The sequence below is a fragment of the Parasphingomonas halimpatiens genome, assembly GCF_036663795.1.
In the GTDB taxonomy this organism is placed as follows: Bacteria; Pseudomonadota; Alphaproteobacteria; order Sphingomonadales; family Sphingomonadaceae; genus Sphingomonas.
On sequence record NZ_JAXOJP010000001.1, the window covers coordinates 333,480 to 359,700 of the forward strand.

Annotated in this window: 34 protein-coding genes; 18 read left to right on the top strand and 16 right to left on the bottom strand. The window is 67.0% G+C overall.

Going from position 1 to position 26,221, the window contains the following annotated elements; genetic code table 11:
* Positions 1 to 99: 99 nt before the first annotated feature.
* The 4 genes from U1839_RS01630 to U1839_RS01645 all read left to right on the top strand — a co-directional run bounded on the left by U1839_RS01630 (position 100) and on the right by U1839_RS01645 (position 2,880).
* Positions 100 to 411 (top strand): PadR family transcriptional regulator, encoded by a 312-nt coding sequence (locus tag U1839_RS01630; protein ID WP_332801928.1) that lies wholly within the window; start codon positions 100 to 102, stop codon positions 409 to 411.
* Positions 408 to 1,514, top strand: a complete 1,107-nt coding sequence (locus U1839_RS01635; protein WP_332801929.1) for an FtsW/RodA/SpoVE family cell cycle protein — start codon at positions 408 to 410, stop codon at positions 1,512 to 1,514. The genes U1839_RS01630 and U1839_RS01635 overlap by 4 nt, the downstream gene beginning before the upstream one ends.
* 129 nt (positions 1,515 to 1,643) lie before the next feature.
* The gene (locus U1839_RS01640; RefSeq protein WP_332801930.1) at positions 1,644 to 2,372 is read left to right on the top strand and encodes a carbon-nitrogen hydrolase family protein; all 729 of its coding nucleotides are present in this window, start codon (positions 1,644 to 1,646) and stop codon (positions 2,370 to 2,372) included.
* Between the two features lie 49 nt (positions 2,373 to 2,421).
* Positions 2,422 to 2,880 (top strand): hypothetical protein, encoded by a 459-nt coding sequence (locus U1839_RS01645; protein WP_332801931.1) that lies wholly within the window; start codon positions 2,422 to 2,424, stop codon positions 2,878 to 2,880.
* A 59-nt stretch (positions 2,881 to 2,939) separates the two neighbouring features.
* On the opposite strand, the gene U1839_RS01650 is transcribed toward U1839_RS01645, so the two are convergent.
* From U1839_RS01650 to U1839_RS01660, 3 genes are read right to left on the bottom strand one after another with little or no spacing between them, the layout of a single operon-like run.
* Positions 2,940 to 3,248, bottom strand: coding sequence for a Rap1a/Tai family immunity protein (locus U1839_RS01650; protein ID WP_332801932.1), 309 nt, complete (start codon positions 3,246 to 3,248; stop codon positions 2,940 to 2,942).
* An 8-nt stretch (positions 3,249 to 3,256) separates the two neighbouring features.
* The gene (locus tag U1839_RS01655; protein ID WP_332801933.1) at positions 3,257 to 3,646 is read right to left on the bottom strand and encodes a type II toxin-antitoxin system VapC family toxin; all 390 of its coding nucleotides are present in this window, start codon (positions 3,644 to 3,646) and stop codon (positions 3,257 to 3,259) included.
* Positions 3,639 to 3,887: an AbrB/MazE/SpoVT family DNA-binding domain-containing protein gene (locus tag U1839_RS01660; protein ID WP_332801934.1), complete on the bottom strand. Its 249-nt coding sequence runs from the start codon at positions 3,885 to 3,887 to the stop codon at positions 3,639 to 3,641. The genes U1839_RS01655 and U1839_RS01660 overlap by 8 nt, the downstream gene beginning before the upstream one ends.
* Positions 3,888 to 3,892: 5 nt before the next feature.
* On the opposite strand from U1839_RS01660, the gene U1839_RS01665 reads away from it, so the two are divergent.
* Together U1839_RS01665 and U1839_RS01670 are read left to right on the top strand one after the other, a co-directional pair.
* A complete protein-coding gene (locus tag U1839_RS01665) occupies positions 3,893 to 4,105 on the top strand; it encodes a hypothetical protein (RefSeq protein WP_332801935.1) in 213 nt (70 codons plus the stop codon).
* A 35-nt stretch (positions 4,106 to 4,140) separates the two neighbouring features.
* Positions 4,141 to 5,223: a hypothetical protein gene (locus U1839_RS01670; RefSeq protein ID WP_332801936.1), complete on the top strand. Its 1,083-nt coding sequence runs from the start codon at positions 4,141 to 4,143 to the stop codon at positions 5,221 to 5,223.
* A 96-nt stretch (positions 5,224 to 5,319) separates the two neighbouring features.
* Here U1839_RS01670 and U1839_RS01675 read toward each other — a convergent pair whose 3' ends face one another.
* A complete protein-coding gene (locus U1839_RS01675; RefSeq protein ID WP_332801937.1) occupies positions 5,320 to 5,598 on the bottom strand; it encodes a hypothetical protein in 279 nt (92 codons plus the stop codon).
* A gap of 207 nt (positions 5,599 to 5,805) precedes the next feature.
* Here U1839_RS01675 and U1839_RS01680 point away from each other — a divergent pair, with 207 nt between their 5' ends.
* The 5 genes from U1839_RS01680 (at position 5,806) to U1839_RS01700 (ending at position 10,115) form a co-directional block, all read left to right on the top strand.
* Positions 5,806 to 7,620 (top strand): DUF885 domain-containing protein, encoded by a 1,815-nt coding sequence (locus U1839_RS01680; RefSeq protein WP_332801938.1) that lies wholly within the window; start codon positions 5,806 to 5,808, stop codon positions 7,618 to 7,620.
* Entirely contained in the window at positions 7,617 to 7,982 is a 366-nt protein-coding gene (locus U1839_RS01685; RefSeq protein ID WP_332801939.1) for a hypothetical protein, read from the top strand. Before U1839_RS01680 ends, U1839_RS01685 begins: the two co-directional genes overlap by 4 nt.
* Before the next feature lie 83 nt (positions 7,983 to 8,065).
* Complete coding sequence (locus tag U1839_RS01690; protein WP_332801940.1) at positions 8,066 to 8,497, top strand: DUF5990 family protein; 432 nt, start codon at positions 8,066 to 8,068, stop codon at positions 8,495 to 8,497.
* Between the two features lie 314 nt (positions 8,498 to 8,811).
* Entirely contained in the window at positions 8,812 to 9,516 is a 705-nt protein-coding gene (locus U1839_RS01695) for a hypothetical protein (protein ID WP_332801941.1), read from the top strand.
* An 83-nt stretch (positions 9,517 to 9,599) separates the two neighbouring features.
* A complete protein-coding gene (locus U1839_RS01700; protein WP_332801942.1) occupies positions 9,600 to 10,115 on the top strand; it encodes a hypothetical protein in 516 nt (171 codons plus the stop codon).
* A 34-nt stretch (positions 10,116 to 10,149) separates the two neighbouring features.
* Here the strand turns inward: U1839_RS01700 and U1839_RS01705 are convergent, their stop codons facing one another.
* Complete coding sequence (locus U1839_RS01705; protein ID WP_332801943.1) at positions 10,150 to 10,506, bottom strand: hypothetical protein; 357 nt, start codon at positions 10,504 to 10,506, stop codon at positions 10,150 to 10,152.
* Between the two features lie 201 nt (positions 10,507 to 10,707).
* Between U1839_RS01705 and U1839_RS01710 the strand changes: the two genes are divergently transcribed.
* Positions 10,708 to 11,169, top strand: coding sequence for a cupin domain-containing protein (locus U1839_RS01710; protein ID WP_332801944.1), 462 nt, complete (start codon positions 10,708 to 10,710; stop codon positions 11,167 to 11,169).
* 13 nt (positions 11,170 to 11,182) lie between these two features.
* Here the strand turns inward: U1839_RS01710 and U1839_RS01715 are convergent, their stop codons facing one another.
* Positions 11,183 to 11,827 carry a hypothetical protein gene (locus U1839_RS01715; protein ID WP_332801945.1) on the bottom strand — a complete coding sequence of 215 codons (645 nt, stop codon included), beginning with the start codon at positions 11,825 to 11,827 and terminating at the stop codon, positions 11,183 to 11,185.
* Between the two features lie 121 nt (positions 11,828 to 11,948).
* Here U1839_RS01715 and U1839_RS01720 point away from each other — a divergent pair, with 121 nt between their 5' ends.
* Positions 11,949 to 12,689, top strand: coding sequence for a hypothetical protein (locus U1839_RS01720; RefSeq protein ID WP_332801946.1), 741 nt, complete (start codon positions 11,949 to 11,951; stop codon positions 12,687 to 12,689).
* Between the two features lie 40 nt (positions 12,690 to 12,729).
* On the opposite strand, the gene U1839_RS01725 is transcribed toward U1839_RS01720, so the two are convergent.
* The 3 genes from U1839_RS01725 to U1839_RS01735 form a co-directional block, all read right to left on the bottom strand.
* Positions 12,730 to 13,089, bottom strand: a complete 360-nt coding sequence (locus U1839_RS01725; protein WP_332802085.1) for a response regulator — start codon at positions 13,087 to 13,089, stop codon at positions 12,730 to 12,732.
* Between the two features lie 23 nt (positions 13,090 to 13,112).
* Entirely contained in the window at positions 13,113 to 15,227 is a 2,115-nt protein-coding gene (locus U1839_RS01730) for a two-component system sensor histidine kinase NtrB (protein WP_332801947.1), read from the bottom strand.
* 308 nt (positions 15,228 to 15,535) lie between these two features.
* Positions 15,536 to 15,670, bottom strand: a complete 135-nt coding sequence (locus U1839_RS01735) for a uracil-DNA glycosylase family protein (RefSeq protein WP_443030555.1) — start codon at positions 15,668 to 15,670, stop codon at positions 15,536 to 15,538.
* A 120-nt stretch (positions 15,671 to 15,790) separates the two neighbouring features.
* On the opposite strand from U1839_RS01735, the gene U1839_RS01740 reads away from it, so the two are divergent.
* Complete coding sequence (locus U1839_RS01740) at positions 15,791 to 16,591, top strand: cystatin family protein (RefSeq protein ID WP_332801948.1); 801 nt, start codon at positions 15,791 to 15,793, stop codon at positions 16,589 to 16,591.
* Between the two features lie 53 nt (positions 16,592 to 16,644).
* The gene (locus U1839_RS01745; RefSeq protein WP_332801949.1) at positions 16,645 to 17,055 is read left to right on the top strand and encodes a VOC family protein; all 411 of its coding nucleotides are present in this window, start codon (positions 16,645 to 16,647) and stop codon (positions 17,053 to 17,055) included.
* Between the two features lie 52 nt (positions 17,056 to 17,107).
* Here U1839_RS01745 and U1839_RS01750 read toward each other — a convergent pair whose 3' ends face one another.
* Positions 17,108 to 17,554, bottom strand: coding sequence for a low molecular weight protein tyrosine phosphatase family protein (locus U1839_RS01750; RefSeq protein ID WP_332801950.1), 447 nt, complete (start codon positions 17,552 to 17,554; stop codon positions 17,108 to 17,110).
* A gap of 346 nt (positions 17,555 to 17,900) precedes the next feature.
* On the opposite strand from U1839_RS01750, the gene U1839_RS01755 reads away from it, so the two are divergent.
* Entirely contained in the window at positions 17,901 to 19,145 is a 1,245-nt protein-coding gene (locus U1839_RS01755; protein ID WP_332801951.1) for an Ig domain-containing protein, read from the top strand.
* Between the two features lie 64 nt (positions 19,146 to 19,209).
* A complete protein-coding gene (locus tag U1839_RS01760; protein WP_332802086.1) occupies positions 19,210 to 21,678 on the top strand; it encodes a beta strand repeat-containing protein in 2,469 nt (822 codons plus the stop codon).
* Between the two features lie 30 nt (positions 21,679 to 21,708).
* On the opposite strand, the gene U1839_RS01765 is transcribed toward U1839_RS01760, so the two are convergent.
* Together U1839_RS01765 and U1839_RS01770 are read right to left on the bottom strand one after the other, a co-directional pair.
* Positions 21,709 to 22,194, bottom strand: a complete 486-nt coding sequence (locus U1839_RS01765) for a hypothetical protein (RefSeq protein ID WP_332801952.1) — start codon at positions 22,192 to 22,194, stop codon at positions 21,709 to 21,711.
* Between the two features lie 61 nt (positions 22,195 to 22,255).
* Complete coding sequence (locus U1839_RS01770) at positions 22,256 to 22,639, bottom strand: hypothetical protein (protein ID WP_332801953.1); 384 nt, start codon at positions 22,637 to 22,639, stop codon at positions 22,256 to 22,258.
* Positions 22,640 to 22,854: 215 nt separating this feature from the next.
* On the opposite strand from U1839_RS01770, the gene U1839_RS01775 reads away from it, so the two are divergent.
* Positions 22,855 to 23,880, top strand: coding sequence for an endonuclease/exonuclease/phosphatase family protein (locus U1839_RS01775; RefSeq protein WP_332801954.1), 1,026 nt, complete (start codon positions 22,855 to 22,857; stop codon positions 23,878 to 23,880).
* A 247-nt stretch (positions 23,881 to 24,127) separates the two neighbouring features.
* Here U1839_RS01775 and U1839_RS01780 read toward each other — a convergent pair whose 3' ends face one another.
* The 4 genes from U1839_RS01780 to U1839_RS01795 all read right to left on the bottom strand — a co-directional run bounded on the left by U1839_RS01780 (position 24,128) and on the right by U1839_RS01795 (position 26,219).
* Positions 24,128 to 24,493 (bottom strand): hypothetical protein, encoded by a 366-nt coding sequence (locus U1839_RS01780; protein WP_332801955.1) that lies wholly within the window; start codon positions 24,491 to 24,493, stop codon positions 24,128 to 24,130.
* A gap of 178 nt (positions 24,494 to 24,671) precedes the next feature.
* A complete protein-coding gene (locus U1839_RS01785) occupies positions 24,672 to 25,310 on the bottom strand; it encodes a hypothetical protein (RefSeq protein ID WP_332801956.1) in 639 nt (212 codons plus the stop codon).
* A gap of 138 nt (positions 25,311 to 25,448) precedes the next feature.
* On the bottom strand, positions 25,449 to 25,826 hold the full coding sequence (locus U1839_RS01790) for a GFA family protein (RefSeq protein WP_332801957.1): 378 nt from the start codon (positions 25,824 to 25,826) through the stop codon (positions 25,449 to 25,451).
* Positions 25,827 to 25,856: 30 nt separating this feature from the next.
* Positions 25,857 to 26,219, bottom strand: a complete 363-nt coding sequence (locus tag U1839_RS01795; RefSeq protein WP_332801958.1) for a hypothetical protein — start codon at positions 26,217 to 26,219, stop codon at positions 25,857 to 25,859.
* Positions 26,220 to 26,221 lie beyond the last annotated feature (2 nt).

The following is a 26,221-nucleotide window of genomic DNA, read 5'->3' on the forward strand; positions in this document are numbered from 1 at the left end:
CGCGCATGGTGGCAAGCGGGCGCAGGGCGTTCGGCGATTTTTCCCGTGGCACAGCGCGGTGATTGACATTATTTCTACATAGGTAGATTTAATCACGACATGCTTCGTCGTCGTGCCTTGTCGCCTGCTGCGCGTCAGCTGCTTGCCATCTTGGCGGCGGGCGGGGAGGCGTGGTTGCACGGTTATAACCTGTGCGTTCAGGCCGGTATCAAGTCGGGCACGCTTTATCCGTTGCTGATCCGGCTGGAGGCGCAAGGCTTTCTGGAGGCGATGTGGCAGCAGCCGGTCGCGCGCGGGCGCCCGCCACGTCATGGCTATCGCCTGACACAAAGCGGGCGGCAGCTGGCGCGGGAAAATCCGCCATTGGCGGGATCGGCGGTTGCGCCGCATCTGTCGGGCAGTCCGGCATGAGCGGCAGAGCACCCGATCATGTCGCGCGCGCCCTGTTGTGGCTTGCCGGGCTGATCCTGCCGCCGCCGCTGCGCCACTGGGGCATGGCGATGCGGCATGAACTGGACGTCGCCGGGAGCGGTGCGGCCGCCTGTCGCTTTGCGCTGGGGTGCCTGGGCAGCGCGGTGCGCGTGGCGGCGGCTTATCATGTGGTCGCGTTGATGGGTGGCAATGCTGGTGCGGGAATTGGGGTGATGAGCGGGAGCAATGACATGATGAACGAGCCGCGCCACCTGGTGTTTGCCAGTGCCGCCGGGGCCACGCTGATCGGGCTGGCGCAGCTCGCGCTGGCCGGGGCGCCGCTGCGCTATCTGGCGATCAACGCCGCCGCGCTGGTGATCGGCGTGGCGCTGGTCGGGATAGTGACGATCGCGGCGCGCGCCGGGCGCGCGGCGCAGCTTGTCGCCGCCATGGCGCCGGGGCTGGTGCTGCTCGCGACCAGCCAGTTCGGCGTGTCGATCGATGGCGCGACGCGCTGGATCGGCATTGCTGGGATACAGATTCAGCCGAGCATGATGCTGATGCCGGCGCTGGCGATCCATTTTGCCGCCACGCGTGACCGGCTGGGGGCGCTGGCGGCGGGGATGGTGGCACTGGCGCTGGCGCGGCCGGAGCGCGTGGTGCTGGCCGCAGCAGCGGCGGCGCTGGCGGGCTTTGCCGTTGTCCTGGCTCAGCCTGATCGCCTGCCTGCGGTGCGCCATGTCGAACAGGTGTTGTTCTCATCCTTCGCGGTGCATCCGCTGGCCGGGGTGGCGGTGGTGCTGGCGATGCTGCTGATGATCGCCCCGGCCTGGATCGGCTATCGTCGCGACCGCGCCGCCGCCGCGCCGTGGCTGGTGTTCGGCGCGGTATGGCTGGGGGTGATCGCGGCGGCGGCGCTGGGCAATTATCCGACGCCGCTGGTCGGCTATGGCGGCAGCGCGATCATCGGCTATGTCCTCGGCCTTGCCGCCTTGCCGCGATGGGCGGCCCCGGCGGGCAGCGCCCGGCACGATGTCATTGCCGAGGCGGCGGCCGATCCGGTCGGGCGGCATGATCTGGTCGGGGCATCCTGCCCGGCATGACGATCGACACGGTCAACACGTTTCACGCGGCGCCCCTGTCGCGCAGGCGCCCGTGGATCATCCGACGGTGGGTGCCGCGGGAAGGGCTTGGTGCCTTGCGCCTCGCGGCCGAGTGGGTAAGCCGCCGCGATGCGCCTTGCCGTCTTTCAACGCCATCCGATCGCGGGCGACCCTGCGCGTGCTGCCGAGATTATCGCGCATGACCTGCGTTGGGCGGACGCGCATCGGGTCGATCTCGCGCTGTTCCCCGAGGGCTTCCTGACCGGGCACAGTTATGATCCGGCGATCATTGCGGCCGTGGCAATCGAACACGATGGGCCGGAATGGCGGACGCTGCTCGACACGCTCACACCGGGCCACCCAACGGCGATCGTCGGCGCGTTCGAGCGCCGTGGCGAGGCTATCTTCAACAGCGCCTTCGTGGTGGAAGATCGCGCGGTGAGCGGGCGCTATGCCAAGGCCCATCCCAACGAACCCGGCGTGACGGCGGGCGGCGACAGCCCGGTCTTCGTCCGCGCCGGGCTAACCTACGGCATCAACATCTGCGCCGACGCCAACCATCCCGCCACCGCGCAGCGCCTCGCCGACGCCGGCGCGCGACTGATCTGCTATCCACTCAACAACTGGCTGCCGCTCGCCACCGCCGATCGCTGGCGCGAACGCAGCATCGCCAACCTCCAGGCCCGCGCGCGGCAGACCGGCTGCTGGGTCGCGTCGGCCGACGTGACCGGCACGGGCGAGGGGGTGATAAGCCACGGCTGCACGATGATCGTCGCGCCCGATGGCGCGATCGTGGCGCGGGTCGATGAGGGGCAGGAGGGCGTGGCGTTGTGCGATATTGCGGCGGCCCTGCATTGACGGGCATGATCGAGACGCTGACGTTCGAGTTTTATGCTGGAGATGCTGGATGATGCGACTGGCGGCATGGTCGATTTTGGTCATATTATCGCTCGGCGGAGCGGTAACTTCCGTCGCCGCCCGCCCGCCCGAGGAGGAGCGTGCGCTCACATCGCGTGAGGTCCGGACGGCTCTCGTTGGTAAGCTGATCATGTACACGCCAGCGGGCACCGCGGACATGGGCGTTCACGAAGAATTTCATCCCGATGGCTTGTGGCGTGGGGCGTTGTACGGGCGGGGTCCTATCCCCTTCTCTGGAAGATGGTCGATCGAGCGGGACCAGATATGTGTCGCAGCCGATGGCGGAACCCCGGCCAAGCGCTGGCATCCCGAACTATACTGCCGCAACGTGTGGCAGAATCGAAGAACCGGAGAGTTGCGGATGAACTACCTCCCGGATCAACCCGCCCCATCGCAGAAGATGGGCTTGCAGACGCTCACGGTTCGCGACCTGATTATGGTCAGGTGATCTCAGTATTTCGGAGGCGTATGAATAATGGCGATAGTCCCCCTTACGCACCGTCGCTTTTAGCTTACCGGAACGCAAGGGAAACCTTGGAGAGCCAGCAGCACCAAATCTGACGCAGGCAAACGTCGCTTTGATGGGTTATCGCGAAGATAGACAACCACGATATCGGCCAACTGCTCTCGCGTCATCCCTTCAGGCTCGCAAACTGATGCCCAGTTGACCGTTTCAGGCATCCTGCGGGCGTCCACAACGCCAGCTATGTACGAACGGCAGGCCTGTCTTCTGATCGGAGTTCGACTGGCGCAGTCGGCAAGCAGCGCATCACCAGAAACCATTCGCGCCAAATCCGTTGCCGCCAGCATCATCATTAGACCGATCATCGTGCCAGCTCGACCGCAACGCCATGCGCGATGTCGGTCCACGCCGCATCGGTGGTCAGCGCCACCGCGTCCAGTTCGCCCGCCAGCGCGAGGCAGGCCCGATCGCCAAGGGAGAGGCCCTTCGACCGGGTGAGATTGCGCAAGGTGCCGGCGCGCAGGGCCTGCGCCGTGTCGAAGTCACGCACGTCGAGATCGAGATCGGACAGGCTCTCATGGATCGATTCATCGGGAACGCCGCGCTCCGACAGCTTGGCGACAACCTCGGAGAGGTTCACCGCACTGATGCAGGCATCGGCAAAATGCGCTTCGACGGTGCGCGCGCCACGTTCCCCCAACATCGCCGCCAGCAAGGCGGAGGCGTCGAGCACGTAGCGGACGTCACTCATGCTCGGATGCACGCCTGCGATCCGCGATCAACTCATCGGACAGGCTGGCCTCGGCGGGAATATGCTGCCGCAAACGCGCCTGCACCCGGCCCAGCGCATTGCGCACCGGCCGCACCTGCAACGCGCCATCGACGATCCGCAACAGCACCGGGTCGCCATCCGCCAGCCCAAGCGCGCGCCGGATATCGGCAGGAACCTGCAACCGACCGCCGCTCACCAGTTTGCCTCGTTGCGCGTTCATGTATCATGGACCATCTTTATACAGATCAGATCTCAATATACATTTCCAGCTATGGCGACAATCCGTCGCGCGTTGCTGACCCCGCGTCCTCCGATCTCGGCGGCAAAGTTACCCGGTTGGGGGTTGTCCGCAAGGGGATCGGTCAGCGACCGGCGCGTCTTCTGGAAACGCGACACGCGGCGAAGCGGCCACTTACCGATGTGCCGATCGCGCGCTAGACGATCAGTCGGCCGTTCCCGAGGGGAGATCACGCGTGCGCCTTACCCTGCTCCTCGCCGCCGCCTTGGGCATGTTGGGCGTCATGACGGGAACCCCCGCCTTTGCCGCCGACGAACGCGTTTATGAAGGCACTGCCGGGAATGCCCGCCTCGTCATGGCGATCGACGACAGCGGCGAGGCGGTGGACGGTCGCTATTTCTACGACAGCACCCGACGGTCCGTCGATCTGACCGGCCAGCGCCACGGGGCAACGCTGACCCTCGCTTCCGACATGACGGGAGACAAGATCACGATGACGGTGTCCGGCGTCACTTTGACCGGAACGCTGGTGACGGCCAGGGGGCGCAGCCTGCCGATCAGCCTGCACGCGGCGGCGCTGCCCGGCATCCTGCCCGCGGATATACCCCCTGACCTCGGCCTTTACGAAAAGCTCCAGCTCGCCGGGTTGAAGCTGGTGCCGCAACAGGCGGCGACGGTCGATGGCAAGGCGATCCACTGGTACCGCGAGGGGCGCAGCGGCCTGCGCCTGTTTCGCGTCGAAAGCGGCTATGCCCCGGCGGCGATGGCGGCGGTAAACCAGCTGCTGGCCCGGCAGCAATGGCGTTCCGTGTCCGACTGGCTGGGCTGCACCGACACCGACGGGCAGCCGGGAATCGAAGTGTCAGAGGCAGACGCGCTTTGGCTCGGTGCGCATGTGATGAGCTACAGGTGGAGGTCGAGCTGGTTCTGCGCCCACGCCGCCCATCCCGATTTCGGCACCGAAGGGCATAGCTTCGATATGGTGACCGGCCGCGCATTGAGGTTGGAGGATCTATTGTATTTCGGCGCCGGCCGTCCGCCGGCGGAAGACAGTGATGCCTCGGCCACCTATCGCGACAGCGTCTTCGCGCGCTCGGTCATCGCCTTGCTGCGCCGCTACCATCCTCGGGAAATGGCCCCGTCCAAGGCCGCCGATGACGCGTGCGATTACACCGAAGCGGAAGCCTGGAAGTTCCCAAGCTGGGCACTGACGGCCAAGGGCCTTTGGGTCGGCGCGATCTTCGCGCGCGTCGAGCGTGTGTGCGACGTCCCTGACTGGGCGATCATTCCGTGGAGCAGATTGTCGCGCAAGCCCTGATCGCGATCGCGCCGTGTCGGCGCCCATCCCGGTGGCCTTGAACCGTCTCGCCACCAGGCGGGGGCAAGGCCTGGATATCTGACGCAGGTGCGACGATCAGGTCGCAAAAATGACGACCCAGGGAGCCAGCGCCAGCCCGGCCAGAGCCAAGGGAGTCCCCTTGCTGGACCTGATGTGAAGTACAATGCTCGCGATCAGGAAGACGGCCATCACGCCGATACAGGCGTTCCGTTCGAATGAAACCCGGTCGAAACAGCGCTGAATTTGAGATTCCGTGCGGCTCAATTGGCATTCGGGCATCGCAAGTAGCGCAAACAGCGGCACCGTCATGCAAAGGGAAACGACCAACCCGGCAGCAAAGTGCGTCCCTTTCATCGATGAATTCGATAACGCGGCGACGCGATGTCGGCAACGGGGCCGATTCCTGTGCGGCCGGCGTCACACTGTTTTCATCGACCGCCCGCCAGGCAGCCAGCCCTTGACCCGCCGCGTGATCGACTCTGCCACACCGCAAAACCACTGGCACCCCGCGTCATGCCCGAATAAACCACCCTCAACGCCCTCGCACCGCAAGGAAACCCCATGGACCGTCGCCAATTCCTCGCCACCGGCAGTGCCGCCGCGTTCACCGCCGCGTTGGTGCCGGCCAGCGTCTGGGCCGCGGGCGGCGGCGATGCCGCGCTGAATGCCGATTTCGCGCGGATCTTCGATGCGCAGGTCGCGCGCTCGCCGGAACTCGCCTCGTCGCTCGGGCTCGACAAGGGGCCGCTCGCCGCGCTCAAGGGCAAGCTCTCGCCGCGCACCCGCGCCAAGCGTGCCGCCGATGTCGCCGCGACCAAGGCCGCGCTGGCCACGCTCGCCGCTTACGACGCCGCCGCGCTGTCGCCGGCGGCGCAGCTCAATCTCGAGGTGGTGCGTTATTCGCTCGGCACGCAGATCGCCTCGACCGAGAAGTTCGGCATCGACAGCGCGATCCGCCCCTATGCGATCTTCCAGCAGGGCGGGGCCTATTTCTCGACCCCCGATTTCCTCAACACCGCGCACACGATCAACGTCGCGAGCGACGCCGAGGCCTATCTCTCGCGGCTCCACCAGTTCGCCACCGTGCTCGATCAGGAGAGCGCGGTGCAGCGCGACGATGCGGCGCGCGGGCTGCTCGCGCCGGGCTGGTCGCTCGACCTGACGCTGGGGCAGATGCGCGCGCTGCGCGGCCAGCCCGCCGCGACGTCGAGCATCGTCCAGTCGCTCGTCCGCCGCGCCGCCGCCAAGGGGCTGGCCGGCGACTGGCAGGGGCAGGCAGCGAAGATCGTCGATGCCGAGGTCTATCCTGCGCTCGACCGCCAGATCGCGTTGATGGAAAAGCTCCGGCCGACCACCAAGTCGGGCGACGGCATCTGGCGCGTCAAGCAAGGCGAGGCGATCTACGCCATGGCGCTGGCGCAGGCGACGACCACGACGATGGCGCCCGACGAGGTCCACCGCATCGGCCTGGCGCAGGTCGCCGAGATCAGCGCGCAGCTCGACACGATCCTCACCGCGCAAGGCTATAGCGGCGGCACGGTCGGCGAGCGGCTGGCGAAGCTCAACGTCGCGCCCGACCAGGTCTATCCGAACACCGCAAGCGGCCGCACCGATCTCATCGCTAGCCTCAATGCCGGCATCAAGGCGATGTACGAAAAGCTGCCCGCGGCCTTCGCCACCGTGCCGACCCAGCCGCTCGAAATCCGCGCCGTGCCGGTCGAGATCCAGGACGGCGCGTCGAACGGTTATTACAACCGCGCCTCGCTCGACGGGTCGCGCCCGGCGATCTATTTCATCAACCTCAAGGATGTCGGCGACTGGCCCAAATACAGCCTGCCCTCGCTGACCTATCATGAGGGCGTGCCGGGGCATCATCTGCAGATCAGCCTGGCGCAGGAATCGAAGGACATCCCGACGCTGCGCAAGGTCGGTTTCTTCTCGGCCTATTCGGAAGGCTGGGCGCTGTATGCCGAGCAGCTCGCCGACGAGCTCCACGCCTATGCCACCCCGCTGGAGCGCGCCGGCTATCTGCAATCCTTCCTGTTCCGCGCCGCGCGGCTGGTGGTCGATACCGGCATCCACGCCCAGCAGTGGAGCCGCGAAAAGGCCACCGACTATCTCGTCGCGACCACCGGCTTCGCGCGCCCGCGCAGCCAGCGCGAGGTCGAGCGTTACTGCACCCAGGCCGGGCAGGCGTGCAGCTACAAGATCGGCCATATGGCGTGGACGCGCGCGCGGGCGAAGGCGCAGGCGGCGCTGGGCGACAAGTTCGATCTCAAGGCGTTCCACGAGATCCTCAAGGAAGGCGCGATGCCGCTGACCATCCTCGAACGCCGCATCGACCAGCGCATCGCGGCGCTGCGCGGGGCAGCGTGATGGCGCGGCGCGGGAAGCAGGGCAGCGCGCTGCTGTCTGGGCTGGCGATGATCGGCGCGGCCATTGCCACACCGGCCACCGGTCGTGCGCGCGGCGGGTTCGACGGCGCTGCGCCGCAGGAGGTGCAGACCAGTGGAAAAGCCGTCGCCGCGCTCCAACGGTGCATGCTCGACAAACTGGGGCGGTACGGCGCGCCGGTGTTCACGCGCGACCTGCGGCGGGTCGTCATCGATTTCAAACAGGCATCGCCGCCGCTGACCGTCGTTATCAACGATCTCGCCGAAGAGACGCGTTCGGTGGAGGTGTGGCGGGCGGGGCCGCGCGATCACCAGCTCTGGCGCGACACGCTGGCCTGTCGCTAGCGGTTTCGCGGCGCGGCGCGGCGCTGTCTGCCGCTGCCAGCCGTATCGCTTTTGCCGGCGGGCGAGCTTATCCTCGCCTGATCATGCCGCGCGCCGACCAGACCGAAATCCGCCTGCGGATCGTCATCGAGCGGCCCGTCATCGGGGTCGTCCACAGCCTGCAGGTCGGCGACGCCGGCGTGCTCGATCCGAAAGCGTCGCGCGCAGGCGAACCGCTCGCCTTCGAATTCCCCGTGCGCGTCGCGCCGGGCCCGAAATTCTTCGGCGACCAGGTGCGCCGCGAGGGGCCGGTGCGGCGCTTCGTCTATATCCGCATCGGCCAGTCGGCCGGCGACCATGCCGCGCCCTGGACGCGGCGGATGAAGATCGACATTCACGATCTCGACCCGGCGATGCTGGCGGATGCGGCGGCCGGCGGCGGCACGATTGAGATCGCAGTCGACGGTACCGGCAAGGATGGCACGCCGGCCTGCGCGACGGTACGGCCCGTGCGGCGAACGCTCGCCTGCGATTGAGCGGGGCGCCCGCGACCGACGCGTGGAGCGGGATGCGTGAAATCTGAAGCGTGAAACGCGTCAGCCGCTCTATCTTTCTAGCTTCTCCGGCGAAGGCCGGGGTCCAGTTGGGGGGGGCTGCGACGGGCGTTGCCGCTCATCATATCCGTCATCCCGGCTGGGCCCCGGCCTTCGCCGGGGAAGTGAGGAAAAACGCGACAATATTCGGTCAGCTTTCGGGCGCGATGTTTCAAATGTTGCTGGATCGTAACGACATTCCCCGCTATTTCTGCCGCAAGCTGCTATTTCCACTGCACTAATCCGGGGAGCTCGTGATGGTCAGCGCCATGTCGCGACGCAGTGCCGATCATCTGTTCTTTCCCGCCATGGCGCTGCTGCTGGTCGGCGAGACGCTGCTCGGCTTCTGGCGCACCTATGTCGGCGCGGGGTTCGTGCTGGCGCGGCTGCCGAGCCTGCTCGTCCATGTCCATGCCATGCTGTTCGTCGGCTGGATCGCGCTGTTCGCGGTGCAAACGCTGCTCGTCGCGCGCGGGCGGGTCGCGGTGCATCGCCGGCTCGGCGGTGTGATGGGCTGGTGGGCCACGGCGATGGTCGTGGCGGGCCCGGCGACGGTGATCATGGCGCTGCGCCGTCCCGGCAGCGGTATCGACGCGACGATCCTCGCCGGCGACCTCGCCCAGACCGCGGCGTTCATCGTGCTGCTGTCGACGGGGCTCGCGCGCCGGGCGTACGCGGCGGAACACAAGCGGCTGATGACGCTCGCCACCGCCGCGATCATCGGCCCGGCGCTGGCGCGCTGGCCCTTCGCCATCATGCACGCGACGCCGCCGATCGGCATCGTGCTGTTCTACCTGCTGCCGCCGGTGCTGATGCTGCTCTACGACCTGGCCGTGCTGCGCCGCGTCCACCGCGCGTCGGCTTTCGGGCTCGTCATGATGGTGCTGGTGCTGGCGTGCTTTGTCGCGCTGCCGGCCACCTCGGCCTGGCTCGCCTTTGCCCGCTGGGTCCAGCACGCCTGACGGTGCCGCCTGATCGACATTTGCGCAACCGTGCGCCATTCTGATCGTTAGCGGATATGATGACCCCGATCGAGGAGAGACCCATGGCCAAGCCGCCCGCCAAGACCAGCACGAAGCCGGCCGAATCGCCCCTGCGCAAGGCCGCAAAGAAGGTCGCCGCGGCGTCGAAGCCCGACAAGGCCGCGCCACCCGCAGCCGCGCCGGCCCGGAAGCCGCGTGCTACCAAGGCCACGGCGCCCGCGAAGCCCGCCCCGGCCGCGAAGCCGGCCAAGGCGGTAAAGTCGGTCGAGACCGCCAAGCCAGCCGAGACGAGTGTGGCAGCTGCGCCGAAGGCTGCCGCAGCGCCGCCGACGCCGGTCGCGACCGCTCCGGCCAAGCCGGCAAAGGCGGAGAAGTCCGTCAAGCAGGCCAAGGGCAAAGCCAAGGACAAGGTTGAGCGCAAGTCGGTATTTCAGGAAGCCTCGGCGAAGATCGCGCAGCTCGCGTCCGATATCCTCGAGGACCGCATCGTGCCGACGATCGACCAGATCAAGGCGCTCGCCGCCTCGGCGCTCGGCCATGAGACCAAGGCGAAGAAACCCAAGCGCAAGAAGAAGTAGCGCGGTTGGCCCGGCCCGCCACGGCGCGCCGGGGTTAGCCCGCGTTCCCCGTCACCGGGATGCCGAGCTCTTCCAGCCACGCCCGTGCCTGGCGCGGCTCGCCCATCTTGCTCGACGCGACCGGCCCGCGGCTGGCGAGAAAGGCGTGGTGCAGCGCGAAGGGCTCGATGCCGAGCTGCGCGCGCATCGCGTCGATCGTTTCGCCGGTCTCGGTCAGCTCGGCCACCACCTCGGCGTAACGCGCCGTCGCGGTGCGATCATTCTTGTGGCCGAACAGCCCCCAGGCACCGCCCGCGGTACGTTGCAGCGCCGCGATCAGCGTGGCGGCATAGTCTTCCTCCAGCGCGGCGCGCTGGGCATCGAGGCGTTCGAGACGATCGGCTTTGGCCATGCCCCCGCCTGCGCGCGACGCGTGCCTGCGTCAATGCCACCTGCCAGAAGCGACCAAAGCTCTCTGCGTGCCGCCAGGTCCGTCGTGAGCGATGTTACGCGATCGTGGGCAGGGCGAACGCACCCTCTCGAGCCGGGCCCCACGGTCGCGGATATCGGGGTGGCGAAAGATTGTCGTCTGTTGATTGCGGCGGAGATGGCCATGCCCAGGATCGACCTCGAACGTGTGCCGGTTCGCGAAGGCGCGGGCTATCCGCCGCCCTTCGACGCGCCTTGCGCCGGGCGCCTGCGGCAGCGGCTTGGCGCGGCGGGCGGGCTGGTCGACTTCGGGGTCAACCTCATGCGCCTGCCGCCCGGCGCTTGGTCGAGCCAGCGCCACTGGCATTCGCACGAGGACGAGTTCGTCTATGTCATCGAGGGCGAGCTGGTGCTGGTCGAGGATGCCGGCGAGACGGTGCTGCGCGCCGGTTACGCCGCCGCCTTTCCCAAGGCGAGCGGCAACGGCCATCATCTGGTCAACCGCGCGGACCGGACCGCGGTCTATCTCGAAGTCGGGTCGCGCCACCCCGACGACCTTACCACTTGTTCCGACATCGACATGCAGAGCGCCAATGCCGATGGCCGTTTCGTCCACAAGGACGGCACGCCTTATGCGTCGGGGTAGACGCACGCTTGTTCTACGCCGCCAGGAAAGCCGACAGTTCGGCGAGGCCGGCAGGCGCATCGTCCCAAAACGCCGATAGCTCATGGGGATATCGCGCTTTCAGATCGGCAAGGATCGGTGCGGCGACTGGTTCGCGCAGGCGCGCCAGCCACGGGCCAATCGGCAAGCCGGCGCGGGCGATGCCGCAAAGCACGCCTTCGGCCTCCCAGCCGAAAGAATCCTCGATCAACGCGGACACGTCCTCGCTGATCGCCTGATCGAGCCAGACATCGACGAACGCGGTGATCGCGTCGCGTTCGCCCTGCGGCCATTGCTGCCAAGCCGCGCGCTCAAGCCTGTCGAGAACGATCTCGGCGTCGTTCGAATTTTCTGGATCGACGAGCGCGATCTCGAAAATGCGCGGCAGGAAATAGCGAAAGTCGTGCGTGCTGCCGGCCGTCAGGAAAACGCTCGAGACATAGGGCCAGAGCGCCTGACCGGACAGTGCGCGCAACGGTGTCGACAGCAGGACATCGACGTCGCGCTTTTCAATACAGCAGGGGCAGCCTTCGATCACCGAAGGCGTCGGCGCCGCGAACTGACGATAGAGTTCCTCCCCCGCCTCGCGGCGTCGCACTTCGGTGGGGCTTCGCGGCACGTTCATCCTGTCGTCGAGCATGGCATTTGCCGCTACGCCCGGCAATCCGGACACAGCCGGCCTTTGCGCCAATGTCGGCGCAAGAGGGATTGTCGCCGGCGTTGCCGCATGACAGCCTGATCGGGGCAAGCAGGGGATGTTCGTGGCAGGGGTTTCGATCGGACAGGGTGGCCGCGCGCGCGGCGGCTGGAGTTTCTTCGCGACGATGTCGCTGGTTATCGCGCTGATCATCACCGCCGGCTTCGGGCCGAGCTATGCCGCCAGCCTCGCGCCGCCCGGTCTGCCGATCTGGGTGCATCTCCACGGCGCGGTGATGGTCTGCTGGATCGCGCTGTTCGCGTTCCAGGCGGCGCTGGTCAGGTGGCGATCGTACCGGCTGCACCGCACGCTCGGCTTCGCATCGATCGCGCTCGTCGTGGTGATGGTCCCGCTCGGCATCGCCACCGATTTGCTGGCGATCCGCCGCGGCGCGACGCCGCCCTTCTTTACCCCGGCGATGATGTTCTCGTCCGACCTGACCGACATGCTGCTGTTCGCCGGCCTGTTCGGCTGGGCGGTGGCGCTGCGGCGGCGCAGCGACTGGCACAAAAGGCTGATGCTGTGCGCGACGGTGCTGCTGACCTGGCCGGCGCTCGGCCGGCTCGCGCCGCTGCACGCGTTCGGCCTGGCGATGATCGTGCCGCTGTCGCTCGCCTTGCTCGTCGCGCTCGCGCTGGTCGGGCCGCTGCACGACTTTTACCGTCGACGCCGCATCCACCCGGCCTATGGGTGGGGCGTCGGCCTGATCGTCGCGGTGCAGCCGCTCCACGTCATCCTCGCCGCCAGCGCGCCGGTCACGGCGGTCGTCGCGGCGGTAACACCGCACCCCGGCATCGCGAAATGAGCGGGATCCGGTTTCAGCCGCCTTCTATCCGCCGCTAGCGTCAGCCGTCGGGAACGAGGGTCTCGCCGACCAGCTCGAGCAGCTCGCGCGCGTCGAACGGCTTTTCCAGATAACGGGTCGCGCCGGCGGCGAGCGCCCGGTCCCGGAAGCTCGTCAGCCCGGCCTCGACGCTGCCCGACATGGCGATGATCGGCAGGTCCGGTGCCGCGGCGCGAATCCGGGCTATCGCGCTCATGCCGGGCTCGCCCGGCATCATCAAGTCGCTGATGACGAGATCCGGCCGGTGGTTGCGCACCGCGTCGACGCCGCTCGGCCCGTCGGCCGCGAGCACCACCGCATAACCCTTGGCTTCCAGCAGGATCGAAAGCGACAGGCGGATCGCGTCATTGTCGTCGATCACCAAGATAGTCTGGGTCACGACATTCATCCCTGGGCGGCTTGCCGGGGCATGGCGGGAAACAACAGGTCGAAACGCGTGCCTTTGGCAGGCGCGGTGCGCACCAGGATCGTGCCGCCATGGCTCTTGACGATCTTGTTGACGATCGCGAGCCCGAGGCCGGTGCCGCCGGTGCCGCCGGTGCCGCCGGTGCCGCCGGTGCTGCCGGTGCTGGACTTGGTGCTGAAATAGGGTTCGAAAACGCGCCGCGCGGTCGCCACGTCCATGCCCGGTCCGTCATCGGCGACGAACAGCCTGACATTCGCCGTGTCGCCCGCGCCGCCGGGCTCGCTGCTCGAACCGATCGTGATCGTGCCCGGCCGCTCGCCGATCGCCTGCGCCGCATTGGTCGCGAGATTGAGGATCGTCTGGTAGATCTGTCCCTTGCTGCCGAGCACCGGCGGCACCGGCGCGAGCGCGTCGACGACGGCGATGTTCGTCGGGATGCCAGCGCGGATGATCGTCATCGCCTCGCGCACCAACAGGTCGAGCCTGATCGGCTCGGGCGCGGCCTCTTCCTTGCGGCTGAAGGCGAGCATCTCACGCACCAGGTCGCGCGCGCGTTTGGCGCAGCCGATCATCACCTCGAGGATCTGCTGGCCCGCGGGGTCGCTGCTTTCCATCAGCAGCGGCGCCAGCGTCGTGATCGGCACCAGCGTATTGTTGAGGTCGTGCGCGATGCCGCCGGCGAACATGCCGAGCGATTCGAGCTTTTGCGCATGGCGCAGCTGCACCCCGATATCGGTTTGCTGCACCTCGGCACGGCGCAGCGCGGTGACGTCATGGACCACGCCGATGATCCCAACCGGCTTGCCCAGCGAATCCAGCAGCAGATCGACATGCATCACCGCGTTGTGGACGTCGGCGCCGTGACGCAAATAGCTGTAGTCGAGGTCGCGTGCCTCATGCCCGGCCTTTGCGGCGGTGATCATGCCGTCCAACGTGCCGCGCTCGTCCAGCGGAATGCTGGTGCGCAGAAAGGTCGCCCAGTCGCAGGTCGCGTCCTCGTGCAGCCCGTGCAGCGCCTGGAAGGCGCTGCTGCCGGTCATCATCATGTCGGAAAAGCGCAGCTCGAAACTGCCGATGGACGCGATCGACTGGGCCGTCGCGAAATGATGCTTGCAGCGGCGCAAATCGCGGCGCGTGACGTGCCGTGCGTAGACGAGCGCCGCTACCAGCCACACCCCGGCGATCGCAAAGCTGCGATTGACGGCCGCGACGTCGAACGGAATGTGGCCGGGCGGCGAGGCGAACAGGCCGAAGACGATCAGCAACGTCGCCATCGCCGCGAAGGCAACAGTGAGATAGGCGCGCTGAAACCACAGCGCGCAGGCGACCAGCGGCGCATAGCACAGGCCGGCATTGACATCGAGCGGGGTGTAGACGTCGAACAAAGCCACCGCGAAGAAGCCCAGCGCCGGCAGCCAGGGCGGCAGCCGCGATATCACCGCGGTCTCGTCCTGCCAGCCCTGCGCGAGCATCGCCGCGCCGAGGCTCAGCGCGCAAAGTGCCGAGGGGATCGACATCGGCCGGCCGCTCCACCAGCCGACGGCAAAGGCGGATTGGCCGATCTGACCTGCCAGCGCCTCCATCGCGACCGCGACGATGGCGAGCGGCACCACAAACAGCGCCAGGCGATGCGCCGCCTCGCGTCGGGCCGTGAGCAGCAGCAGGATGACGATGCCTGAGAGCAGGAGGATCGTCGCGGTGTTCGGGGGCGAACGTCCGGGCATCGGCCCGGCGGCGGCAGGCCAGTCGCTGATCAACAGCTGGTCGATCGGGATCGCGACGCCGAGATATTCGAGCAGGGTCAGCCCGCCGATCAGCAGCGGCACCGCCGCCAGCGCCGCGCTCCAGCGCCGTTTACCGTGGAGCAGGGCGAGCAATGCCCCGCCCGCCGCCGCAAAGCCCAGCGCCGAATTGGCCTTCATCTGGAACAGCAGGCGATGCGCCTGGTAAAAGCCGGCGTCGTGGCTGGCATAAAGCAGCAGGATCGCCAGCGAGATCGCAACGGTGGTCGCCGCGCCGGCGATACTGAGCGAGCGCAACGTAGCTCTGCGACGGGCGAGAAGTTCGGGTTCGAGTTGTTGCAACCGCTCCACGCGATATGACTAATCCGTGACAGCGACATTGGACAGCGATTTCTTACGTATAAATACGTAAAGCACGCAATTCTTGTCGTTGATTGCGTTACGTTATCGTAACGGCATTAGTCAATTCGGTTTAGATTTTAACTTGTGGCAACAACAGATCGAGGAGGAGAAAGTATTTTAACCGCCGCGATAGTGAATTGCGCTGAAATGCCACGCTGATCGCGCGAATTTTTTACTGACGTCGCGCCGTCGCTGTGGCTCGCGCTCGGCGCTCTCCCCCCGCGACTGCGTCGCGCGGTGTTCGCCGTCCCGCCGCACTACAGTCGCGCGCCGATCTCGCGCCGCAGCGACGGCAGCACCTCGGCCTCGAACCACGGGTTGCGCGTCATCCACCCCGTGCTGCGCCAGGATGGGTGGGGCAGGGGCACGGTGGGCGCCAACGCCAACGGCATGTGGGGTCATCCGCGCTGGTCCGTCCGCGGCATCTGTGCGAGCGTGCCCGACGGGTAACCGGGTTGGTGAAGGAACATCCCCGTCGCCCGTGATCGACCGCCCGGATGAGAGGACGTCGCATGCGTTTCGTGTCGCTCGCGCTGATGATCACCGCCACCGCCGCCGCCGCCGCCAGCGCGGCAGTGGCGCAGGTCAGCGATCCGGGCGTGCGCGCGATGCCGCCCGGGCCGGACCAGGCGACGCAAGGGGACTTCGGCACGCTGCAGATTTTCACCACCGACCCCGAGCAATTGCACAAGGACTGGGCGCAACCGACCGAGGGCGTGCGCATCGCGACGCAGGACCAGGCGACGCGCAACCAGCCGATCTTTTCGTTCATCGTCTTTCGCGGCTGCAAGGCCGGCGCCGATGGCAATTGCCATGTCTCGGTGCGCTTCGAGACGCTCGATCCGCGCGGCAAGCCCTATGACGCGGGGGGCGAGGCCCCGATATGGGACCAGCCGCCGCCGCCGTCGGGCCGTCTTCAGCTGAGCGAGGGCGGGCTGGGGCTGCGGATCGAGGATGGCGAGGCATTGGGGCAATACCGCGTCATCGCGCGAACGACCGACCATGTTGCCGGCATCACCCTCACCACCGAAGGCACGCTGACGATCGTCGAGGCACCGCGCGCCGGCGGCTGGAGCGCGGTGGCAAATCCGGCCGGCGACCGCGACATTCGCGCCGCGGCGCAGGCGCTGCTGGCGAAACTCCCGGCCGGGCATGCCGGCCTCGATACGATCGTCACGGTGCAGCGGCAGGTCGTTGCGGGGACCAATTACCGCCTCATCCTGCGGCTGACCGATGGCGACAAATGGACTGCCCTGGTGTGGCACAAGCTTGACGGCAGCTTCGTCGTATCCGATCCGTCCCGCGTGCAATAGCCGCCCGCGACGCGCGCCGATTCCCTGCGGTGCACCCGACGGGAGCGGACGCCATGTCGAGAATGATTTTCGTAAACCTGCCCGTCACCGATCTGGCGAAAGCGCGCGCCTTTTACGAAGCGATCGGCTTCACCAACAACCCGCAGTTCAGCGACGAGACCAGCGCCTGCATGGTTGTGAGCGAGACGATCAACGTCATGCTGCTGACGCATGCCAAATGGCACACCTTCACGACGCGCCCGATCCCGCCGAGCAGCATGAGCGAGGTGTTGCTGGCGATTTCCTGCGACAGTCGCGCCGCGGTCGACGCGATGAACGACGCCGCCGCCGCGCATGGCGGGACCGCCGACATCAACCCGAAGCAGGACCTCGGCTTCATGTACAACCGCAATCTCGCCGATCCCGACGGCCATGTCTGGGAAGCGATGTGGATGGACATGGCCGCCTTCGCCAACGCGGGGTAGCGCGTCGTGGAGCGGCGTTCATGAACGCCGGGCTGCGAAACGCCCGGCAGCGTTACTTTCCAACTCCCCCGGCGAAGGCCGGGGTCCAGCCTGCCGGGCGCTCGCCTTCGGGCATGATCGTGGTGGTGAGATCTGACGCTTGTTGGGCCTCCGCAACCTCCTCCCGCACCGGCGCCATCGGCAGATGCCGCGCCATCCGCGCCGCGAGCAGCCGGATCAGCGCCGGGTCCATGAACGCATACTCATCGGGAATGTCGAGACAGACGATGCGCTTGCCGCCGAGATGCCGGCGAAAGCGCCGCTGGATCTTGCTGCGGTGCGTCCGCTCCATCACGACGATGATGTCGGCCCAGTGCAGCAACTCGCCGGTCAGCGGGTTTTCCGCATCGTGGTTGGTGCCGGCGGAATCGACTTCGATGTCGCGCCGCGCCGCGAACACCTGCTCCGCCGTCGGGCTGCGCAGCCGGTTCTGGCTGCACACGAACAGATAGTGCTTCATGCGCGCGGGTCCGAAGCGAAGGGCGTCGCGACCCGGTCAGCGGTCACGGTCACGCGGCGCGCCCCGTTCCGCTGCCACCGCTTGTGCGCGTCGAAAGTCGAGGATCTGCGCGTCATTGCGCCATTCATGACCGTTCTTGCCGATCGCGGCAACGGCGCGGCGACCGGACCGCGTCGGAAAGATAAGGCCGCCGGCTTTTGTAAGGAATACACCATATCGGTCTGAGTTATTTCTGCTAACCGACGTCCAAGCTCGCCCGGTTTGGCGCGTCGGACTCCGCCGCACGGCGAGACGGCGCCACAGATTTTGCCTGCTCGGTCCGCTTCTGGATCAAGGGGGCAAATGAATGTCAGATCTGCTGCGCGCCGCTGGCGCACCCGTCGCCATGCCTGGCGAGGCGACGCCATTCGGCGCGGTCGCGCCCGCCATCGCAGCCGTTTGCCGCAAGGTCACGCGCGCGCTGGCGTTGCTCGTCTCGGTCATGCTGCTGATCGGCGCGAGCGCCGCCGTCGCGCAGGAGGCGCCGACCATTACGGCGATCTCGCCCGCCAGCGGGGCGGTCATCGGCACCAACACCATCACCATCACCGGCACCGGTCTCGACACCACGACCGCGGTCACCTTCGGCGGCAACAGCGCGAGCTTCGCGATCAACGGCGCGACCTCGCTCACCGTCACGGTGCCGCCGGCGTCGCTCGCCAGCAATGCCAATGGCGATTTTCCCGCCCCCGGCGCCGTCGATGTCGCGGTGACCACGCCTGCCGGCATCGCGACTGTGCCGAACGGCTATACCTATCTCGCGATCGATCGGGCGACGATTACCTTCCCGATCGATGGGTCGAAAATCTATTCGCAACACATCATCGTCACCGGAACCGCCGATCCGGGCAACACGCTGAGGCTCGCGGTATCCGACAGCAATGGCGACCTGGTTTTCGGCGCGGGCGTCACGGTCGATGGCAATGGCGCCTGGCACGTCGCACTGCCGGCGCTGTCCGATGGCAACTATTCCCTGCTTGCCTTGCCGCAGACCTATAATGGCGGCGAATCGCCAGGTTCGAATATTCCTGCCATCACTGTCGCATCGGGCGCGCCCCCGGCGATTACGATCGATCCCACGACACTCGCGGACGCCGTCACCGATCGCTCCTATCGCAGCGACCTGACGGCGAGCGGCGGCACTCCGCCCCTCGGCTTTGCGATCACCGCCGGCGCGCTGCCGACCGGGCTGAGCCTGTCGCCGGGCGGCGCGATCGCCGGCACGCCGCGCGTCGGGGGCAGCTTTTCCTTCACCGTCACCGCGACCGACATCTACAGCGACGGCGGTCCCTATAGCGGCAGCCGCAACTACACGCTCACCGTCGCTGCGCCGACCGTCCTGCTGACGCCGGCAACCCTGCCCGACGGGGCGGTGACCGCCGCGTACAGCCAGACCATCACCGCGAGCGGCGCGACCGCGCCCTATGCCTTTTCGCTCAGCGCCGGCGCGCTGCCGCCGGGGCTCGCGCTGAGCGCCGCCGGCCTGCTGTCGGGCACCGCGACGACCGCCGGGCACCTTCAGCTTCACCGTCGCCGCCAGCGACAGTTCTGATGGCAGTGGCCCCTATATCGGCTATCGTGCCTATAGTCTGACGATCGCGCCGCCGACCGTCGTCATCGCCACGGCCAGCTTGCCCGGGGCGAAGCGCGGCCTGGCCTATGCCGCTACGATCACCGCCGGCGGCGGTACGGCGCCCTATCGCTTCACGATCGACACCGGCGCCTTGCCCCCCGGCTTGACGCTCGCCACCAACGGCGCGCTGTCGGGCACGCCGACCACGCTCGGCACCTACAATTTCAGCGTCGTCGCCACCGATGCCTCGCCTTATCCCGGCCCCTATGCGGCGAGCCGGGGCTTCAGCATCGTCGTGAGTGCGGCGATAATCGCCATCACACCGAGCTCCTTTGCCGGCGTCAAGGCCGGTGTCGCCTACAGCGCAACGCTCAGCGCATCGGGCGGCGCCGCACCATACAGCTATGCTGTGAAGACAGGCGTCTTGCCAGCGGGGCTCAGCCTGACGAGCGACGGCGTGATGAGCGGCACGCCGACCGCCAAGGGCAACTTCTCCCTCACGATCACCGCCACCGACAGTTTCGGCAACGTCGGTGCGCGCCCTTTCTTCATCGTCGTGGCCGCGCCATCGATCGCCTTTATACCCGGGACGCCGCCCGGCGGGACCGTCGGCGTGCCCTACAGCAAAACCTACAGCGCGAGCGGCGGGACTGCGCCCTATAGCTATACGCTCTTTTCCGGCACGCTGCCGCCCGGCCTGACCCTGTCGAGCGCCGGTATGTTGTCCGGCACGCCGTCCGCCGGCGGCACCTTTTCCTTCGTCGTGCAGGCGAGCGACAGCACCGCCGGCAGCACGCCGAGTACCTCCAGAGCCTCGCAAATACTTGCCGTGGCCACCCCGACGCTGGTGTTCGCGACAATCCCGGGCGGCAGCCAGTTTGTCCCCTATACCGCGCAGGTGACCGTAACCGGCGGGACCGCGCCCTATAGCTTCTCGTTGATGGCCGGCGCGCTGCCGACCGGGCTCGTGCTCGGCCCGCACGGCGCGCTGTCGGGCACACCGACGGTGGCGGGCCGTTTCACCGTCACCATCATGGCGGTCGACAGTTCGACGGGCTCGGGACCCTATAGCGGTTCGCAGACCTTCAACATCGATATCGCCGCTGCGCCCGACGCGCCGCTGATCGTCACCCCCGCCGCGGGCGCCACGGTGACCACCGCCACGCCGTCCTATAGCGGCACTTCCAACGCGGCAGCCGGATCGATCGTCACCGTGACGGTCGACAGCGCCACGCCGCTGACCACCGCCGTCGATGGCGGCGGGTCCTGGACCGTGACGCAGCCGACCGCCCTCGCCGAGGGCGGTCACGGCGTCTCGGCCACGGTGCAGGTCGGTGGTGTCAGCTCCGTGCCATCCACCACCACCAGCTTCACCGTGGCGTCGCGCCCGACCGTCACCGCCGTGTCGCCGACCGGTGGCCCGGCCGCCGGCGGGGTGGCGGTGACGATCACCGGCACCGGGCTGAGCGGCGCGACCGCCGTCAAATTCGGCACCGTCGCTGCGCCGTTCACGATCGTCGGCCCGACCGAGATCGATACCACCGCGCCCGCCGGCAGCGGCACGGTCGACATCACCGTCACCACCCCCACCGGCACCAGCGCGACCGCGCCGGCCGACCAGTTCAGCTATGCCGCGGCGGTCGCGATCGGCCGCAGCTGGGTGTCGCGCAGCGGCCTCGATTCCAATCCGTGCACGCGCGCCGCGCCATGCCTGACCTTCCAGGCGGCGCTTGCGCTGACCGTGCCCGGCGGCGAGCTTAACTGCCTCGATCGCGCCGGCTACGGCCAGGCGACGATCGTCCAATCGGTCTCGATCCTCTGCGATCGTACCGGCGCCAGCGTGCCCGTCGCCGCCGGCAACGGCATCGTCATCGCCGCCGGCCCGGCCGATATCGTCACGCTCAGCGGGCTCGATATCTCGGGCAGTGCGGCCGCGGGCAACGGCATCCTCGTCCAGTCGGTCGGCACGCTGCGCGTCGAGAACAGCCGCCTGCACGGCTTCACCGCGACCGGCGCCAATGCCATGCTGGTTGCTCCCTCGGTCGGCGCGACGAAAATCTTCGTCACCAGGACGAGCGTGGCGGACAATCTCAGCGGCCTGATGGTCAGCCCGGCCTCGGGCGCAAGCGTCGCGGTCGCGATCCTCGACGCGACCTTCCAGAACAACAGCGCGGTCGGCGTGCGCCTCGACACCGTCGGCAAGACCAATGCGACGATCCAGGCGAGCATCGACCGCAGCCTGTTCAGCGGCGACTATGTCGGCGTGCTGGCGAAATCGCCGCTCGGCAGCGGCAGCACGCAGCTGACCGTGACCGGCACCACGTTCAGCCGCAACAGCTATGCCCTGACGCTCAACGGTCCGCTCGTCGCGACCATCGGCCTCAGCACGATCGTCAACAACGGAATCGGCCTTTACCTGCTCGGCGGCAGCGGCGTGGCCAGTCTCGGCGGCAACCGGATCGGCGGCAACACCACCGACGGCCCGATCGCGCTGACCTATCGCAGCCGGTAGCGTCGGCGCAGGGCGCCGGCGCTAAGCGGATTATTTGCGCGCCATCAGCGATGCGGCAGCGGCCTTGGCCATCTCCGCATATTCTTTCGATCCGGCCGCGCCGACCTTTTTGGCGAGGACCGGCATCAGCATGCCCGCACCGATCATCGCGCGCACATAATCGGCGAAGCGCGCGATTTCGTCGGGCGTGTTGCGCGAGCCGCTATCGACCACGATCTTGCTGAAGGCGCCGGTTGCCGCCGCACCCACCGCAACACAGCCGTCGTCGACCGCCTGAAGCGCGCCATCGATCTCCTCGCGCGAGGATTGTGCCGATATCGCGGATTTTTCCAGCGCACCGGTGAGACAGGCGGCATAGTCCGCAAACGCCACTTCCATGTGTTCCGGCGGCGTGCCGGAAATCTCGGGCATTTTGGCGGGGACCTGGTCGGCCAGCCGGCACAAAACGCCACAATGCCGCGGCACGGCGGGCGGCGCGGCGGCGATCATCATGAGATAAACTAGCGCGATAGCCATCGGTCGTGCCCCCTGTTCGTGCAACGCCGGTATAGCCGGACAGCGCGGTGCGACAAGGCGATCACCGCCTGTTCCGGTTGTGGTAGAAGCGCGCCGGTTGCCGTCGGTCCTTCCCCAGCCAGCGGAACAGCCGCACATTGACGCTGGTCAACAGGCCGAGCGAGCGCGTGCGATCGATCAGCTGGCAGAGGCGTAGCAGACGATCGTCGCTCAACGCGTCGGGGACGGTCGCGGTGATCTTCCACTGCGCCGGCGAAACCAGCGCCGGCACTGTCACCGCAAGGCCATGCCGCCGCAACAGCCGCGCGATCCCGCCGATCTCGGCCAGCGACGCCCGAAGGCCGAACCGCCCCGGCCGCTCGTTGCATATCGGCTGCCGCGCGCGGCGCGCCCTTTTCAGGCGCAGCCGCTTTCGCCGCTCGAAGGTCCAGGGTTTGTCCGTCATGCGCGGTAGATGCCCGCAGGCGCGAAAGCCCGCAACGGGGCGATAGCGATCGACCAGCGCGGCACGGCATTTGATTTTTTGAAATGCAAGCGCGTGAGGTCAAGTGATCCGCCCTGATGGGTGGATCTGCCGGCGCCCCCGCGACCTTTGGCTCTCGACGAAAAACGGACAAGCGATGGATGTTGACTGCACGCCCATCCGGTAGGGCGCCGTGCATGATCGCGGTCAACGAACGCCTCGGGCACAGGAGCATGGGGCTTTTCTCCCGATGGCTGCTGGCCGCTGCGCTCATCGTCCTGCTCGGCGCGGAAATTGTGGCCCTGGCCGGCCCATGGTTGTGGCAAGGCGACATGGTCACGCCGTTTCGCCTGCAAATGCTCCTTGCCGCCGCGGTGCTTGCGGCGCTGAGCGTGGCGTTTCGGCAGCGCTGTCTTCATGCACTTGCCGTCGCCGCGCTTGTCGGCGCGCTCGGGCCGATCGCGGAACGGCTGATGGTACGGCACAGCCTGCCGGCGCGCGCCCGGGGCGACGCCGTCAGCGTCGTCTTCGCCAATGTGCTGTGCGACAATCGCCACTATGATCGTGTAACCGCCATGGTGCGCGCCGAGGCGCCCGATCTGTTCCTTGCCGCCGAGACCACGCCGGCATGGATAGCGCACCTCGACACGCTCGCGGACCGTTATCCTTACCGCTTCCATGCCGGGCCAGGCGTTTTCGGCATTGCCGCCTATGCCCGCCGGCCCTTCACGGCGCGCGTCTTTCGCATCGGCCGGCACCATATGCCGCTGGGCCGGCAGGAGTTCGCCGACATGGTGGTGCTGGTCGCGCACCCGCAGCCGCCGGCACGACGCGGCCTGGCAGCGGAAAACCGTGCCTATCTCCAAGCGCTCGCGCGCCTGGCGCAGACGTCGACCAAGCCGGTGATCCTTGCCGGCGATCTCAATGCCACCTTGTGGTCGCACAGCCTCGCGCCGCTGCTCGACATCGGGATGCAATGGCCGGCAGGATCGGGGTTGCGCTACAGCTGGCCGGTGGACAGGTCGTATCTGATGATCCAGATCGACCAGATCCTGACCCGCGGCGCGGTGGCGGGAAGCTTGCGCGTGTTGCCGGATGTCGGCTCCGACCATTTTCCGGTGCGTGCCGACCTGGTGTTCCCGCGCCCGCGCGCGCCGGCGGCGCAACCATCGCGGCCACCCGTTTCGATCAGACCTGTCGCACGCGGCCGGCTGCCCGAGTAATTTTTTGCCGTCGTCGTCACGATATTGTGAGCGCGGTTGCCGGATCGCCCCGAGCGATCCGCCGTTCCGTGGCTGCAGCCACGTCGCGCAACAACGGCTAGAGCGGGATGCGAAAAAGTGGGAACCGGTTTTCGCTACAAATCCCGCGACAACAAAAGATTATAGAGCAGGATGCGATTCAAATTAATCACATCCTGCTCTAGGTGCGGAGCTTCAAGCCGAAAAATACCGTCGGACGCAACTGCCTCTACAGCGCGTTTTGTTGGCAATTTCCCCGTAACGTTACAATGTAATCGCGTATTTGACGTTTTTCGACCGCAGTAAAGTGGCGGTGTACCATATATATATCGGGTATAGGCTCGACGTGATACCCGCTTCTATTTCCAGATTCTCGATCTATTACCATTTGTTCGCAACTACGCAAAACCTCTCGCATTGATTTCATCAACGAAATTTCTTCAGCGGTCGGCTGGATATCAGAATGAACGATCTTGACGGCGAGCGGTGATTCCGGGTTCTGAATCGGCGGCGAGGCGCGCGCATCGTCTCCCCAGAGCCCATGGATGCCTAACTGAACCGGACCAAGGACACCCTGATTCGTGCTGACGTTCATCTTGACCGTTCCGCTGAATGAGGTGCCAGCTGCGATGCCGAGGCACAGCAGGACTCCGAGAAAGAGGAAAACGTTCAATCTGTTGCGACGAATCCGATCCATACGACATCATAGCGGTCCAGACTTTCGTGAATCTTAAGTCCGGGCGACGATCACGTGCCGGTTGGTCGGTGTTGGATCACCCAGAGCGCCTTGCGGACGCAGCGCTCTCGGGCAGCGGTTTCATCGGTTTCCGCTGTGGCTCTCTTGAGGCGAGCCGATTGCCGACTCGCCGGCCGATCGGCGCGACCCGCCGGAAAGACGCAGCGGGGCTCGGTGATCTTACCGAGCGTCCTTCGCCATGCAGCGGCGGATAGGCCTTTTGCACAAAGCCGGCCAGCTCGCCGCGACCCTGCATGCCCAGCAGCTTTTCCAGCGCCGGCGATGTAACATCCGGCTGGGCGGCGTGTATCGAGCGATAGGCCTTCAGTGCGCTCTCGACCCCGGCCAGCTGTTGCGCGTCCGCGTCGTTCGCCTTTGCCGGATTCTCGATGACGAAGGCGGCCATCGCGATGGTATATTGGAAGACGATCTGCGGAAAATGCGCATAGTCCTTTTGCGACGCGCCTCCGAGCGGGTCCATGCAGACGTCGACCGACACATCCGGCGCGTCCGTTGCCCATTGCAGCGCCCATTGCCGGTCTGCCTGCAGCGCGGGGTCGAGCGGCGTGCGTTCGAGGCTTCGCACGATGCCGACGAAGCGCTGCCGATCCGCGGCTGACGAAGCCGCGTCCGTTTGCGCAAAGGCGGGATGTGCGCTGGCGAGCAACGCGAGCAACACGATGAACAGGCGGGCGATTTTCATCGCGCAGCTTTGCGGCACGGGACAAGTCACTGCAAGCGCAGCGTTATGCCCCGTCGCGTCGATCGATGGCACCGGAGCAAATTTGAAAGTACGCAGCCGCTCGCCCCGCACTCACCCCGCATTGTCGAATTTCCTGACCTCGATCGCGCTCTCATCGAAACCGTCGAGCAAACGCGCATTGATCCCCATCTTGCCGAAATCCTCGCCAAGCGTCTCCCAATGCGTCCCGCAGCCGCACACCGGGCAGTGATGAATGCCGATCATCCTGTCGCCCCAGACATAGGCGATGGTCTCGCCCGAGATGCGCACCTGTTCCGGCGGGAAATACGCCACGCGCCAGGCGAGCTTGCGGCACAGCGAGCAGTTACAGTCCGCCACCCATTCGGGCGCGCCCGGCAGCTCGATCCGCACCTTGCCGCAGTGGCAGCTTCCCTGAACGCCCATGGTCACTTCCTGGCGCCGGTCGGGAATGTCCGCAAGAGGCCGCACCCGCCGCCTGTCACCCGTCCCGCGACAGCCTCAATGCCCCGACAACAGCTTCCCGACGAGCGGAATGGCGATGCCCGCCGCCAGCACGACGATCATGACAATCAAGGCAAGCCGAACGCGGCCGTGTCGCGCCCGCAGCGCCACGTCATAGGCCACGACGTCGAGCCAATAGCGGTCGGCACCCTCCTGTCGGATAATCCCGCTGTCCCGCATCCGGTCGAATTGCCGCCGCTCGATCGCGTTCGCGGCGACGAAGGGCGTCGCGCGATCCGGCCGGACGGCGTCCGCGGCAAAGAAATGGTGCTGAATCTCGCGCCTTGCCCGCGCGATGAGTGCGGCTGCTGCCGTGGCCATCGAACATCCCCCCGTTGGAAAAGGCAGGCTGACAGCCAATC